This is a genomic window from Pseudomonas rossensis (assembly GCF_039888995.1).
Taxonomy (GTDB): Bacteria; Pseudomonadota; Gammaproteobacteria; order Pseudomonadales; family Pseudomonadaceae; genus Aquipseudomonas; species Aquipseudomonas rossensis.
Genome location: NZ_JBBWCB010000078.1, coordinates 1 through 14034, shown reverse-complemented (window position 1 = coordinate 14034; position 14034 = coordinate 1). Strand labels below are relative to the sequence as shown.

Annotated in this window: 13 protein-coding genes; 4 read left to right on the top strand and 9 right to left on the bottom strand. The window is 58.8% G+C overall.

From position 1 onward, the window contains the following. Positions 1-20: 20 nt before the first annotated feature. From WLY71_RS19670 to gcl, 8 genes are all read right to left on the bottom strand, one after another. Entirely contained in the window at positions 21-1019 is a 999-nt protein-coding gene (locus tag WLY71_RS19670; protein WP_347804875.1) for a sulfate ABC transporter substrate-binding protein, read from the bottom strand. Between the two features lie 215 nt (positions 1020-1234). After that, positions 1235-2059, bottom strand: coding sequence for an ion transporter (locus WLY71_RS19665; RefSeq protein ID WP_347804874.1), 825 nt, complete (start codon positions 2057-2059; stop codon positions 1235-1237). A 21-nt stretch (positions 2060-2080) separates the two neighbouring features. Beyond that, entirely contained in the window at positions 2081-3004 is a 924-nt protein-coding gene (locus WLY71_RS19660) for an urea transporter (RefSeq protein WP_347804873.1), read from the bottom strand. 160 nt (positions 3005-3164) lie between these two features. Beyond that, positions 3165-4580, bottom strand: coding sequence for a pyruvate kinase (pyk, locus tag WLY71_RS19655; RefSeq protein ID WP_347804872.1), 1416 nt, complete (start codon positions 4578-4580; stop codon positions 3165-3167). Further along, positions 4570-5850 (bottom strand): glycerate kinase type-2 family protein, encoded by a 1281-nt coding sequence (locus tag WLY71_RS19650; protein WP_347804871.1) that lies wholly within the window; start codon positions 5848-5850, stop codon positions 4570-4572. The genes pyk and WLY71_RS19650 overlap by 11 nt, the downstream gene beginning before the upstream one ends. A gap of 149 nt (positions 5851-5999) precedes the next feature. Beyond that, positions 6000-6890, bottom strand: a complete 891-nt coding sequence (locus WLY71_RS19645) for a 2-hydroxy-3-oxopropionate reductase (protein ID WP_347804870.1) — start codon at positions 6888-6890, stop codon at positions 6000-6002. A 131-nt stretch (positions 6891-7021) separates the two neighbouring features. Continuing rightward, a complete protein-coding gene (gene hyi, locus WLY71_RS19640; protein ID WP_347804869.1) occupies positions 7022-7804 on the bottom strand; it encodes a hydroxypyruvate isomerase in 783 nt (260 codons plus the stop codon). Positions 7805-7945: 141 nt separating this feature from the next. Beyond that, positions 7946-9721, bottom strand: coding sequence for a glyoxylate carboligase (gcl, locus tag WLY71_RS19635; RefSeq protein WP_347804868.1), 1776 nt, complete (start codon positions 9719-9721; stop codon positions 7946-7948). Positions 9722-9987: 266 nt separating this feature from the next. On the opposite strand from gcl, the gene WLY71_RS19630 reads away from it, so the two are divergent. From WLY71_RS19630 to WLY71_RS19620, 3 genes are all read left to right on the top strand, one after another. Then, complete coding sequence (locus WLY71_RS19630; protein ID WP_149629130.1) at positions 9988-10428, top strand: GlcG/HbpS family heme-binding protein; 441 nt, start codon at positions 9988-9990, stop codon at positions 10426-10428. Positions 10429-10683: 255 nt separating this feature from the next. Continuing rightward, positions 10684-11613, top strand: coding sequence for an IS110 family transposase (locus tag WLY71_RS19625; RefSeq protein ID WP_347804867.1), 930 nt, complete (start codon positions 10684-10686; stop codon positions 11611-11613). 272 nt (positions 11614-11885) lie between these two features. Next, entirely contained in the window at positions 11886-12344 is a 459-nt protein-coding gene (locus WLY71_RS19620) for an REP-associated tyrosine transposase (protein ID WP_347804866.1), read from the top strand. A 111-nt stretch (positions 12345-12455) separates the two neighbouring features. Here the strand turns inward: WLY71_RS19620 and WLY71_RS19615 are convergent, their stop codons facing one another. Continuing rightward, positions 12456-13064, bottom strand: a complete 609-nt coding sequence (locus WLY71_RS19615) for a TetR/AcrR family transcriptional regulator (protein ID WP_347804865.1) — start codon at positions 13062-13064, stop codon at positions 12456-12458. Between the two features lie 134 nt (positions 13065-13198). Between WLY71_RS19615 and WLY71_RS19610 the strand changes: the two genes are divergently transcribed. Then, the coding region (locus WLY71_RS19610; protein ID WP_347804864.1) for a DUF808 domain-containing protein at positions 13199-14034 on the top strand (836 nt) is incomplete at its 3' end.

Sequence of the window (14034 nt, the reverse complement as noted above, 5' to 3'; positions counted from 1 at the left end):
TTTTTCATTGGGCTCAGGAGTTACTGACCGCTGTAGATCTGATCAAAAATCCCACCATCATTGAAGTGAGTCTTCTGCACAGTTCGCCAGTCACCAAAGGTCTTCTCTACCGACAGGAAATCCACTTTCGGGAAACGATCGGTGTACTTGGCCAGCACCGCCGGATCACGCGGACGCAGGTAGTTCGCCGCAGCAATCTCCTGACCTTCCGGCGACCACAGGTACTTCAGGTATTCCTCGGCAGCAGCGCGAGTGCCTTTCTTGTCGACGGTTTTATCGACCACCGACACCGGCGGCTCAGCTTCAGCGGAAACACTTGGGTAGATCACTTCAAATTGGTCACGACCAAACTCACGGGCAATCATTTCCGCTTCGTTTTCGAAGGTCACCAGCACATCACCAATCTGGTTGGTCATGAAGGTTGTGGTGGCTGCGCGGCCACCGGTGTCGAGGACCGGCGCTTGTTTGAACAGCTTGCCGACGAAGTCTTTGGCTTTGCTTTCGTCGCCACCGTTTTTCAGCACATAACCCCAGGCCGAGAGGTAAGTGTAGCGGCCGTTACCCGACGTTTTCGGGTTTGGCACGATCACCTGCACGCCGTCCTTGAGCAAGTCGGGCCAGTCTTTCAGGGCTTTCGGGTTGCCTTTGCGGACGATGAACACGGTGGCCGAGGTGAACGGCGCGCTGTTGTTCGGCAGGCGGGTGACCCAGTTGTCCGGAACCAGTTTGCCGTTGTCCGCCAGGGCGTTGATGTCGGTGGCCATGTTCATGGTGATGACGTCAGCCGGCAGGCCATCGATGACCGAGCGCGCCTGTTTGCTGGAGCCGCCGAAGGACATCTGCAGGGTGATGTTTTCGTTGTGCTCGGCTTGCCAGTGTTTCTGGAAGGCAGTGTTGTAGTCCTTGTAGAAATCGCGCATCACGTCGTAGGAAACGTTAAGCAGGGTCGGTGCGGCCTGAGCCACGCTGGACAGAGCCAGACCAGCGGCCAGAATTGAGGCGCCAAAGAGTTTTTTCATTGCGCAGTCCTTGTTCTGGTAGGAGCTGCCGCAGGCTGCGATCTTTTGACTTTGATCTTTTCGCGATTATCTCGAATAAGAGCAACATCAAAAGATCGCAGCCTGCGGCAGCTCCTACGGGTTAGTTGTCAGTCATCAAAGAGGTGTTGCCACCGTTTTGCCAGCGACTATAACGGGGCTCGCATAGTCCTTTAAAGATTAAAAAAGTACTTTACTTATTCCATTTTATTAAACAACGCATTCCCGCATCGGGAGCAGAACGCCGCCCCATGCTCGTGGTTGTTTTTCTTGCACACAGGGCAGTCATGTTGCAGTTGTTCGCCGCGCATCGCGTTGGCCAGTTCGGCGGTGAAAATCCCCGTCGGCACGGCGATGATCGAGTAACCAGTGATCATCACCAAGGACGAAATTACCTGACCCAGCGGCGTCTTCGGCACGATGTCGCCGAAGCCCACGGTGGTCAGCGTGACGATAGCCCAATAGATGCCTTTGGGAATGCTGGTGAAGCCGTGCTCCGGGCCTTCGATCACGTACATCAGCGTACCGAACACCGTCACCAGGGTGCAGACGCTGACCAGAAACACCACGATCTTCTGCTTGCTGCCGCGCAACGCTGACATCAAGTAATTGGCTTGCTTGAGGTACGGGCTGAGCTTGAGTACGCGGAAAATCCGCAGCATCCGAATGATCCGGATTATCAGCAGGTACTGCGCATCGGCGTAATACAGCGCAAGAATGCCGGGCACAATCGCCAGCAAATCCACCAGCCCATAAAAGCTGAACGCGTAGCGCAACGGCTTGGGTGAGCAGTACAGACGCAGGCCGTATTCGATGGCGAAGATGACCGTGAAGCCCCACTCGATGTACGCCAGCACATTGGCGTAGTTCTGGTGAATGGAATCGATGCTGTCGAGCATCACGATCACAATGCTGGCGAGGATGATCAACAGCAGGATGCCGTCGAAGCGCTGACCGGCCTTGGTGTCGCTCTGGAAAACCATGACGTAAAGCTCTTCACGCCAGTTTTTGCTGCTGTCCATGGAAAACGCCTGAATCAAGAATCAGCGAAGCCTAGGTTGATTCTCCTCCAGAGTGCAAGGCGTACGGGTGACAGTGGTCTTGCCGAGCATTTGAACAACCGTGCGGATCAGCCAGCAGGAGAGGATGAACGGCGCGGTCAGCGTTGGCAGACCGATGGCGGCAAACACCGGCGTCAGCAACAGCGCTGATGCAATACCGATGAGCGGTAGCCACGGCAGCCAAGGCTTCTGGTGCTGCGAGCTGAAGGCGAGGGCGGCGAGTACGGCGTTATAGCCACCGAGGCCGATCAATGCGGTGTAGAAGTCGTGATGCAGCATGCTCCAGCCCATGCCCGCGACAGACGCCAACAACGCCCAGCAGAATGCGCGGCGATCAGCGATCAGCAAACCCACGGCAATCATCGCACCGGCCAGCGGATGACCGAGGAACATCACCTGGCCGAGGCCTTTCAGTGGTGCGGCGAGCATGTTCAGCGTATTGATCTCGATCAAGTGCGCATTTGTCGAGGGCGTGGCGAAGCACAGCAGCAACCAGCCCAGCCCCACAAAGGGCGCCGTATAGGCAGGCAGGTATTGGCTGACCCGGACGCGTTTGAGCCACTGTTGAGTGACCATCGCACTCAGTCCGCCAGCGGCAATGATCAGCGGCGGTAACATCGCTGACCAGGGGAAGTAGAGGCTCAGCAGCAAACCGAGCAAAACACCGTTGTAACTGAAGAGCCCGGCCTGTCGATCGGCCTTGGCGTAGCCGCGTCGTTGCGCGGTGAGCAATCCGGCGACACCGCCCAGCAGTGCACCGCCGAGCAGGGCGGGCGCGGTGAAAAGAATGGCCAACAGGCACAGCAGACCGCACAGCGGATGGCGCTGGAGAAAGATCTGGCTGAAGCCGTTGAGCAGGGCAGTGGCCCAGTCGGGGCAGTGGGTGTTGAAGTGGTTGGCAGGCATTTTTTATCTGTGTGTCAAAGGGACCGAGTTGCCTGCATCGCGAGCAGGCTCACTCCCACACTGAATCTTTGTTCAGCTGATGGATGTGTGAACTACACACATCCACTGTGGGAGCGAGCCGGCTCCGGGCGGCGTTCCGACGAAGAGGCCGGTACAGACGCTAAATCAATGTTTCGATACGCAGTGAGTTAGTCGACCCCGGCTGCCCAAACGGCACACCCGCCGTGATCAATAAGGTGTCGCCACGCTTGGCCATGCCCTGCGCCTGGGCAATCTCCAGCGCCGTCGAGCACACCTCATCCACCTGCCGCAGCCGATCATTGACTACCGAGTGCACGCCCCACGCCACCGTCAACCGGCGAGCGGTTTGCAGGTTCGGCGTCAGGTTGAGAATCGGCACCGTTGGCCGTTCCCGTGCCGCACGCAAACTCGAGGTGCCGGACTCGCTGTAATTCACCAGCACCGCCACCGGCAGCACATTGCTGATGCGACGAATCGCGCAGCTGATCGCGTCGGAAACTGTCGCCTCAGCCTTCGGCCGACTCACGTCCAGTTGCGCCTGATAGTCCGGCCCGTTTTCCACCTGGCGAATGATCTTGCTCATCATCTGCACGGCTTCCAGCGGGTACTCACCGGACGCGGTTTCCGCCGACAGCATCACCGCATCCGCACCTTCGGCCACGGCGTTGGCAACATCGGTCACCTCGGCACGGGTCGGGGCAGGGGAGAAGCGCATCGACTCCAGCATCTGGGTCGCCACCACCACTGGTTTGCCGAGTTCGCGGCAGATGCTGATGATGTTTTTCTGAATCTGCGGCACGCTTTCGGCCGGCACTTCCACGCCCAGGTCACCGCGAGCGACCATGATCGCGTCGCTCAATTCGGCGATCGCGCGCAGTTGCGTCACCGCCGATGGCTTCTCGATCTTGGCCATCAAAAACGCTTTGTCGCCGATCAGTTCGCGCGCCTCGCGGATGTCTTCCGGACGCTGCACAAACGACAGCGCTACCCAGTCCACACCCAGCTCCAGACCGAAGCTCAAATCGCGACGATCCTTGGCGGTCAGCGGGCTCAGTTCCAGCACCGCTTGCGGTACGTTCACGCCTTTGCGGTCCGACAGTTCGCCGCCATTGAGCACGGTGGTGTCGATGGCGTCGGAGTACTTTGTCACCACGCGAAGACGCAGCTTGCCATCGTCCAGCAGCAGGTCCATGCCCGGTTCGAGCGCCGCGATGATTTCCGGGTGAGGCAAGCTGACCCGGCGTTCATCACCCGGCGTCGGGTCAAGATCCAGACGCAGCGCCTGACCGCGATGCAATTGCACCTTGCCCTCGGCGAACTTGCCGACCCGCAGTTTCGGGCCTTGCAGGTCCATCAGAATGCCCAGCGGATAATTCAGCTGGCGCTCGACTTCACGAATCCACTGATAGCGCTGAGCGTGGTCGGCGTGATCACCGTGGCTGAAGTTCAGGCGAAAGATGTTGACCCCGGCCTGCACCAGCTCACGGATGTCGTCGATCCCATTAGTGGCAGGACCGAGGGTGGCGAGGATTTTAACCTTCTTGTCAGGCGTCATTTTTAGGGCTCTCGAGAATCAGGATGGCACGGAAGTCGTTGACGTTGGTGCGGGTCGGCTCAGTGACGATCAGCGCGTCCAGCGCCTCGAAATAGCCGTAGCCATTGTTGTTGTCCAACTCGTCGCTGGCGCTCAGGCCGAGGGCGGCGGCGCGGGCGTAACTGTCCGGGGTCATGATTGCGCCGGCGTTGTCTTCGGAGCCATCGATGCCATCGGTGTCGCCAGCCAGCGCGTAGACGCCGGGCAGGCCTTTAAGGCTGTCGGTCAGGCTCAGCAGGAATTCGGCGTTGCGCCCGCCACGGCCATTGCCGCGTACGGTGACCGTGGTTTCACCGCCCGAGAGGATTACGCAGGGCGCCGCCAATGGCTGACCGTGCAGCACGACCTGACGGGCGATACCGGCGTGAACCTTGGCCACTTCGCGGGATTCGCCCTCCAGGTCGCCAAGGATCAGCGGGCTGAAACCGGCCTGGCGCGCTTTCACCGCAGCGGCTTCAAGCGACTGTTGTGGACGAGCGATCAGCTGGAAGTGACTGCGCGCCAGGCTAGGGTCGCCGGGTTTGACCGTCTCTGATTCCGGGCTCTGCAGCCAATTGCGCACCGAGGCCGGGACTTCAATGGCGTAACGCTTGAGGATCGCCAGGGCTTCGGCAGAGGTGCTCGGGTCGGCCACGGTGGGGCCGGAGGCGATGACGGTGGCGAGGTCGCCCGGTACATCGGAAATCGCATAGGTATAAACAGTGGCAGGCCAGCAGGCTTTGCCGAGGCGGCCGCCCTTGATCGCCGAGAGGTGCTTGCGTACGCAATTCATCTCGCCAATGGTGGCGCCGGATTTGAGCAGGGCTTTGTTGATCGACTGCTTGTCGGCCAGGGTGATGCCGGCCGCGGGCAAAGCCAGCAGGGCAGAGCCGCCGCCCGAGAGCAGGAAGATCACACGGTCGTCTTCAGTCAGATTGCTGACCAGTTCCAACACGCGTTTGGCGACCGCCAGACCGGCAGCATCTGGCACCGGGTGAGCGGCTTCAACCACTTCGATTTTTTCACACGGGGCGCCGTGACCGTAACGCGTCACCACTAAACCTGATACTTCACCCTGCCAGCAACGCTCCACCACTTGGGCCATGGCCGCGGCGGCTTTGCCGGCGCCGATGACGATTACCCGACCGCTGCGATCTTTGGGCAAATGGGCTTCGAGGACTTGCTGCGGATGGGCCGCGTCGATGGCTGTGGCAAACAGCTCGCGCAGGAATTGTTGCGGATCGACCGACATGGCGGGCTCCCGGATTTCTTGTTATTGGAGGGCGACTCGATCTCCTGTGGGAGCGAGCCTGCTCGCGAATCAGGCACCGCGGTTTGTCAGGAACACCGCGGTGAATTCTTCGCGAGCAGGCTCGCTCCCACAGGGTTTTGTGTCAGGGCTTATTTATCGCGAATCGAGAAATTCGCCATGTGTTCCAGGCCCTTGATCAGTGCCGAGTGGTCCCAGTTGCTGCCGCCGATGGCCGCGCAGGTGCTGAACACTTGTTGGGTGTTGGCGGTGTTCGGCAGGTTGATGCCCAGCTCGCGAGCACCCGCCAGGGCCAGGTTCAGGTCCTTCTGGTGCAGGCTGATGCGGAAGCCTGGATCGAAGGTGCCTTTGATCATGCGCTCACCGTGCACCTCGAGGATTTTCGAGGACGCGAAACCGCCCATCAGCGCTTCACGGACCTTGGCTGGATCGGCACCGTTTTTCGACGCAAACAGCAGCGCTTCGGCCACGGCCTGGATGTTCAGCGCCACGATGATCTGGTTCGCCACTTTCGCGGTTTGACCGTCGCCGTTGCCACCGACCAGGGTAATGTTCTTGCCCATCGCCTGGAACAGCGGCAGAACACGTTCAAAAGCGTCAGCGTCGCCGCCGACCATGATGCTCAGGGTCGCAGCCTTGGCGCCGACTTCACCGCCAGACACTGGCGCATCGAGGTACTGAGCGCCTTTTTCATTGATTTTGGCGGCGAAGGCTTTGGTGGCGGTCGGTGAGATCGAGCTCATGTCGATCACGATTTTGCCTTTGCCGACACCGGCCGCAACGCCGTCGGCGCGGAACAACACGTCATCGACCTGCGGAGTATCCGGCACCATGACGATGATGAATTCGGCTTCTTGCGCGACTTCTTTCGGGTTCGCCAGGGCGACGGCGCCACCGGCAATCAGGTCAGCCGGCGCGGGATCGTGATGCGCCGACAGGAACAGGCTGTGACCGGCTTTCTGCAGGTTCAACGCCATTGGGTGGCCCATGATGCCGGTGCCGATAAATCCGATTTTAGCCATGAGAAATTCCTCTTTTTTTATGTGGCCCTCTGTAGGAGCTGCCGAAGGCTGCGATCTGTCGATCTTGATCTTGAAAGGCAAAGTCAAAAGATCGCAGCCTTCGGCAGCTCCTACAGGGATGTCATGTTCGGTTAGATTGCGTTATGGGTTTTCAACCAGCCCAAACCTGCTTCAGTAGTGGTCAGCGGCTTGTATTCACAGCCAACCCAACCCTGATAACCGATGCGGTCCAGGTGTTCGAACAGGAAGCGGTAGTTGATTTCACCGGTGCCCGGTTCGTTGCGTCCTGGGTTGTCCGCCAATTGCACGTGATTGATCTCGCCCAGGTGCGCAGCCATGGTGCGGGCCAGGTCGCCCTCCATGATTTGCATGTGGTAGATGTCGTATTGCAGGAACAGATTGGCGCTGCCGACCTGTTCGCGAATCGACAGGGCTTGCGCCGTGTTGTTCAGGTAGAAACCCGGGATGTCGCGGGTGTTGATCGCTTCCATCACCAGTTTGATGCCCGTCGCTTGCAGCTTGTCGGCGGCGTACTTGAGGTTGGCGACGAAGGTTTTTTCCACGGTGGCATCGTCGACGCCTTGTGGACGAATACCGGCCAGGCAGTTGACCTGGGTGTTGCCCAACACTTTCGCGTAGGCAATCGCCAGGTCGACACCGGCGCGGAACTCTTCAATCCGGTCCGGCAGGCACGCGATACCGCGTTCGCCCTTGGCCCAGTCACCGGCCGGCAGGTTGAACAGCACTTGGGTCAAGCCATTGGCATCGAGCTTGGCTTTGATCTCGGCGGAGCTGAAGTCGTAAGGGAACAGGTATTCGACACCACTGAAGCCGGCCTTGGCGGCAGCTTCAAAACGGGCAAGAAAATCCTGCTCGGTGAACAGCATGGACAGGTTGGCTGCGAAACGCGGCATGGTGGTCTCCTGTAAAAATAGGTGCCTGTAGCAGCTGCCGAGGTACGAGGCTGCGTTGGGCTGCGAAGCGGCCCCCGAGCGGTCCTGCGGACACGCAACGCAGCCTCGTGCCTCGGCAGCTGCTACAGGTATCAGGTCAACTTAATCCAGCAACGAAATCGCCGTTGGCGCATCGTTGCCGACCAGCGCCAGGTCTTCGAATTCGTTGACGGCGTTGATCTCGGTGCCCATGGAAATGTTGGTCACACGCTCCAGAATAATCTCGACGATCACCGGCACCTTGAACTCTTCGATCAGCTCCTGAGCCTTGCGCAGGGCAGGCTGGATCTGACCCGGTTCGAATACACGCAGCGCCTTGCAGCCCAGGCCTTCGGCGACCGCGACGTGGTCGACGCCGTAACCGTTGAGTTCCGGAGCGTTCAGGTTATCGAAGGACAGCTGCACGCAGTAGTCCATGTCAAAACCGCGCTGAGCCTGACGGATCAGCCCCAGGTAGGAGTTGTTCACCACCACGTGGATGTACGGCAGCTTGAACTGCGCGCCCACCGCCAATTCTTCGATCATGAACTGGAAGTCATAGTCGCCCGACAACGCCACAACCTTGCGGGTCGGATCAGCCTTGACCACGCCCAGCGCTGCCGGAATGGTCCAGCCCAGAGGACCTGCCTGACCGCAGTTGATCCAGTGACGCGGTTTGTAGACGTGCAGGAACTGCGCGCCGGCAATCTGCGACAGACCGATGGTGCTGACGTAGCACGTGTCCTTGCCGAACACCTGGTTCATCTCTTCGTAAACGCGCTGCGGTTTGACCGGCACGTTGTCGAAGTGAGTCTTGCGATGCAGGCTGGCTTTGCGCTGCTGGCAGTCTTGCAGCCAGGCGCTGCGGTTTTTCAGCTTGCCGGCGGCTTGCCATTCGCGAGCGACTTCGATGAACACGGTCAGCGCGGCAGCGGCGTCGGAAACGATGCCCAGGTCCGGGGTGAACACGCGACCGATCTGGGTCGGTTCAATGTCGACGTGAATGAATTTGCGGCCTTCGGTGTAAACGTCGATCGAACCGGTGTGACGGTTGGCCCAGCGGTTACCGACACCCAGCACCAGGTCGGATTTGAGCATCGTGGCGTTGCCGTAGCGGTGCGAGGTTTGCAGACCGACCATGCCGACCATCAACGGGTGATCGTCCGGAATGGTGCCCCAGCCCATCAGGGTCGGGACCACCGGGATACCGGTCAGCTCGGCGAACTCCACCAGCAATTCGCTGGCGTCGGCATTGATGATGCCGCCACCGGCCACCAGCAACGGACGCTCGGCCTGATCGAGCATGGCCAGGGCCTTCTCGATTTGCACGCGGTTAGCGGTTGGCTTGGCCAGCGGCAGTGGTTCGTAGGCGTCGATGTCGAATTCGATTTCAGCCATCTGCACGTCGAACGGCAGATCGATCAGCACCGGGCCTGGACGGCCGGAGCGCATTTCGTAAAAGGCTTTCTGGAACGCGTAAGGCACCTGGCCCGGTTCCATGACGGTGGTTGCCCACTTGGTCACTGGCTTGACGATCGAGGTGATGTCGACCGCCTGGAAGTCTTCCTTGTGCATACGGGCGCGGGGGGCCTGGCCGGTAATGCAAAGAATCGGGATCGAGTCGGCCGAGGCGCTGTAGAGCCCGGTGACCATGTCGGTACCGGCCGGGCCGGAAGTGCCGATGCACACGCCGATGTTGCCGGCCTTGGTGCGGGTGTAGCCCTCGGCCATGTGCGAGGCGCCTTCAACGTGGCGAGCGAGGACGTGATCGATGCCACCGACCTTCTGCAAGGCGGAGTACAGCGGGTTGATCGCGGCGCCCGGGATGCCAAAAGCGGTATCAACCCCTTCACGGCGCATCACCAGAACGGCGGCTTCGATTGCTCTCATTTTGCTCATTGTTTTGTGCCTCTTACGTTTTGTAATTGTATACAAGTGGCTTTGCGCAGAGTGTATTCACGGCGGACGGCGCAGGTCAATCCATTTTCTCAAGCGGACGTTTCATTCGTCGGAAGCCCGATCTACTGTGGCTTTTCGTCGCATGTGGCGCTTTTCGAAAATTATTGTATACAAAAAAATAACTCATTGTGTTCTATTTGTTGCATCGGACTTCTGAACAAAAAGCAGTCCAGCAGCTTTCCCTATAACAAAATGAGGACGGCACCATGAGCGCTTTAACCTTGAAAGTCGCAGTCAACCTGGCCAATCAGGCTATTTCCGCCGGGCGTGCAATCTCCGCGGCTCCATTGACCATCGCAGTACTGGATGCGGGTGGACACTTGGTCACCCTGCAGCGTGAAGACGGCGCCAGCCTGCTGCGCCCGCAGATCGCCATCGGCAAAGCCTGGGGCGCCATCGCCCTGGGCAAAGGCTCACGCCTGCTGGCGTTGGACGCACAACAACGACCGGCGTTTATCGCCGCTTTGAATAGTCTGGGGCAGGGCAGCGTCGTCCCGGCACCGGGCGGCGTTTTGATTCGGGATCAGGAAGGGAATGTGCTGGGGGCTGTTGGTATTAGCGGTGATCTTTCTGATGTTGATGAGCAATGTGCGATCAACGCGATTGAGGCGTTGGGGTTGCGGGCGGATGCGGGGGTGACTGCCTAATATTTTTGTTGATTGATCTACCGCTTTCGCGAGCAAGCCCGCTTGTGTCTTGCGCAGGAATTAGACTGAGGATGAGAGCGGTGAATGGCAAGCTGAATGCCCGGAGTGCTTAAAGCACGTGTGGGAGCCCATGCTGCCATTCACCTCTCCACTCTGGTTATTGAGCCCGAACAGTTGAACGAGCCTACCTCGAACATTTACAAGCGTGGTGCCCAGCCAGAGTGCTCTCACCTTTGAGTGTAAGAGGATTCAGCTATGTTTTCCTGCGCAGGCATCGACGTTGCCAAAGATACTCTTGAGGTTCGGATTAACCCGCAAGACGTTGGCGCGAGTTACCTCAATACCGCCAGTGACTTCCTTGCGCTGATTGATTGGCTAAAGCGCTACCAGGTCAACCGCGTATTGCTGGAAGCCACCGGCGGCTATGAGCGAGAGGCCATGAAAGCGCTTCAGGCCGCGGGCTTCGAAGTCTTGCGGATCAACCCTCGTCGCGCCAAGAACTTTGCCAAGGCGATGGGGCAGCACGCTAAAACCGACCCGATAGATGCGCGACTTCTCGCGCAGTTTGCAGAAGTCATAAAGTCGCCAAGCAACCGCATCACCAGCCCTGAACAGGACAATTTGCGTGCGCTGGTACAGCAGCGTGAAAACTTTGTTCAGCAGCAAAGCGATGATATTCGGCGCCTCAAAACAGCCTCTGTAGACCGGGTAAAACCCTGTCTGCAGAGGCATATCGACTATTTATGCCAAGCAATAAAGTCGATAGAGAAGTTGATCCGTCAAAGTGCCCAAGACCTGGACAGTGATAAAACAGCCCGTTTGTGCTCGGTCAAGGGAATAGGACTCGTGACGGCAGCCAGCTTAATGGCCTATTTGCCTGAGCTGGGCGAGGTTGGACGGCGCGAGATTGCAGCGCTGGCAGGCATAGCCCCCTACAACGATGACAGCGGCAAGCATGAAGGTCCGCGCCATATTAGCGGCGGCAGGTTTGCTGCGCGTCGCGCGATGTACATGGCGTGCTGGGTGGTGATTCAGCGACAGCCTGGGTTCAAAGCGCGGTATGACGCACTGCGTCGTAAGGGCAAATGCGCAAAAGTAGCGCTCATCGCCTGTATGCGCGTGCTGCTGATACGGCTGAACGCCATGATCCGAGACCGAACTGAGTGGAAAGAACCCTTGGCCTAAAACGGGTCGCGGTGTTCCTGTAGGGCATCGCATGGCCTAAAGCTGTGGGAATTCAGCTGTCTTTCAATATGCCTTCAAAATAAAGATCATCAAGCCCCACACACACTGGGATTATGGTGGACACAAAATGTCTGAACACCTCCAAACCACTGTGGGAGCGGGCTTGCTCGCGAAGGCAATCTCCCGGACACATCCAGCTAAAAGTCTGCCTCTCTGTCTTCAGTTCACTGATCTAGCCTTTTCATGAATTCATCCATGAGAGAGGCAAAGGAATGCCTGAGCTGTCAGCTTCGCATCGCCTGCGCATCGGCCGCTATGCCGAGCAAAATCGCATCTATCTTCTGACTGCCAACACCCTCAAGCGAGAGCCTGTTTTCAGGGATTACACCTTGGGCAGGATGGTCGTGCATCAATTCAAACAAGCACAGGATCAGGGGGTTGCCGACTCTTTGGCCTTTGTGGTCATGCCCGATCATTTTCATTGGTTGATTCAATTGCAAAAAGGGTCACTGGGCCAATTGATGTGCCAGACCAAATCGTTGAGTACTCGAACAATCAATTCCGTCACGGGTAGAACGGGCAGTCTTTGGCAGCAGAGTTTTCATGATCATGCGTTGCGGCGAGATGAGGATTTGGTGAAGCTCGCCCGATATGTTGTCGCCAACCCATTGCGGGCGGGACTGGTGGAGAAGCTTGGCGACTATCCGCTGTGGGACGCCATTTGGCTTTAGTCTGAGGACCGTGTTGCCCCATTCGCGAGCAAGCCCGCTCCCACAGGGGATCTTCGGTGTGTTGGAGATCGAGTGTGGGAGCCAGCCTGCTGGCGATGGGGACGACTCGGTCTACCGGTCAGGCTCACACCCCTTGAGTATCAACCGGATAATCGTCTGCGCCGCCGCTTCATAATCGGCCTCATCGAGCTTGGCCTTTCCGGTTACCGCGGAAATCTGCCAGTCGAAGTCGGCATAGGTCTGGGTCGCGGCCCAGATGCTGAACATCAGGTGGTTGGGGTCGATCGGGGCGATCTGGCCGCGGTCGATCCAGGTCTGGATGCAGTCGATGTTGTGCTTGGCCTGGCCGTTGAGCCGTTCAACCAGATCGGCGCTCAGGTGCGGGGCGCCGTGCATGATTTCGCTGGCAAAAACCTTGGAGGCAAAGGGCAGGTCGCGGGAGATGCGGATTTTCGAGCGGATGTAGCCGCTCAGCACTTCACTGGGCGCGCCGTCGGCGTTGAACGGTGTCGAGGCCTGCAGAATCGGTTCGATGATGCTTTCCAGGACCTCGCGGTAGAGGTTTTCCTTGGATTTGAAGTAGTAGTAGACGTTGGGCTTGGGCAATCCCGCCTTGGCTGCGATGTCACTGGTTTTGGTCGCAGCGAAGCCCTTGTCGGCAAATTCTTCACTGGCGGCACGCAGGATCAGTTGTTTGTTGCGCTCGCGGATAGTGCTCATAAACCAGGGGGTTCCTTGCCTGTTCTGGCGGTTGCGCATGGTAGCACCGGCCTCGCGCGGCGCTCAAGAATGCCCCGTGCGGCACCCGACCGCGTTATGCTGCGCGGCATTCATTCAAGAAGGAAACCTGATTCATGGCAGGAAGCAGTTTGCTGTTGCTGATCGATGACATTGCCGCGGTACTCGACGATGTGGCGTTGATGACCAAAATGGCCGCCAAGAAGACTGCTGGCGTGCTCGGCGACGATCTGGCGCTCAATGCCCAACAGGTTTCCGGTGTGCGTGCCGAGCGGGAATTCCCGGTGGTGTGGGCGGTGGCCAAGGGCTCTTTTCTCAACAAGCTGATCCTGGTGCCGTCGGCCTTGGCCATCAGTGCATTCATTCCGTGGCTGGTCACACCGTTGTTGATGATCGGCGGTGCTTACCTGTGTTTCGAAGGTTTCGAAAAACTGGCCCATAAATTCCTGCACAGCAAGGCTGAAGACCAGGCCGAGCATGCAGAGCTGGTTGAGGCCGTGGCTGATCCGGCGGTCGATCTGGTGGCGTTCGAGCAGGACAAGATCAAAGGCGCCATCCGCACCGACTTCATTCTCTCTGCTGAAATCATCGCAATCACCCTGGGCACCGTGGCGGATGCTCCGCTGACCCAGCAAGTCATCGTCCTCTCGGGCATTGCCATCGTCATGACCATTGGCGTGTATGGCCTGGTGGCCGGCATCGTCAAACTCGACGACCTCGGCTTGTGGCTGACTCAGAAGCCTGGACAGATGGCCAAAAGCATTGGCAGCGGGATCCTGCGTGCGGCGCCGTACATGATGAAAAGCCTGTCGGTGATCGGCACGGCGGCGATGTTCCTGGTGGGTGGCGGAATTCTCACCCACGGCGTGCCGGTGGTTCATCACTGGATTGAGAGTGTCAGCGCAGGGGCGGGCGGTGCCGGGTTTATCGTGCCGACGTTGCTGAATGCGGT

Coding starts and splice junctions, on each gene's coding strand:
- WLY71_RS19670 (WP_347804875.1), bottom strand. CDS start 1,019: ATGAAAAAACTCTTTGGCGCCTCAATTCTGGCCGCTGGTCTGGCTCTG.
- WLY71_RS19665 (WP_347804874.1), bottom strand. CDS start 2,059: ATGGACAGCAGCAAAAACTGGCGTGAAGAGCTTTACGTCATGGTTTTC.
- WLY71_RS19660 (WP_347804873.1), bottom strand. CDS start 3,004: ATGCCTGCCAACCACTTCAACACCCACTGCCCCGACTGGGCCACTGCC.
- pyk (WP_347804872.1), bottom strand. CDS start 4,580: ATGACGCCTGACAAGAAGGTTAAAATCCTCGCCACCCTCGGTCCTGCC.
- WLY71_RS19650 (WP_347804871.1), bottom strand. CDS start 5,850: ATGTCGGTCGATCCGCAACAATTCCTGCGCGAGCTGTTTGCCACAGCC.
- WLY71_RS19645 (WP_347804870.1), bottom strand. CDS start 6,890: ATGGCTAAAATCGGATTTATCGGCACCGGCATCATGGGCCACCCAATG.
- hyi (WP_347804869.1), bottom strand. CDS start 7,804: ATGCCGCGTTTCGCAGCCAACCTGTCCATGCTGTTCACCGAGCAGGAT.
- gcl (WP_347804868.1), bottom strand. CDS start 9,721: ATGAGCAAAATGAGAGCAATCGAAGCCGCCGTTCTGGTGATGCGCCGT.
- WLY71_RS19630 (WP_149629130.1), top strand. CDS start 9,988: ATGAGCGCTTTAACCTTGAAAGTCGCAGTCAACCTGGCCAATCAGGCT.
- WLY71_RS19625 (WP_347804867.1), top strand. CDS start 10,684: ATGTTTTCCTGCGCAGGCATCGACGTTGCCAAAGATACTCTTGAGGTT.
- WLY71_RS19620 (WP_347804866.1), top strand. CDS start 11,886: ATGCCTGAGCTGTCAGCTTCGCATCGCCTGCGCATCGGCCGCTATGCC.
- WLY71_RS19615 (WP_347804865.1), bottom strand. CDS start 13,064: ATGAGCACTATCCGCGAGCGCAACAAACAACTGATCCTGCGTGCCGCC.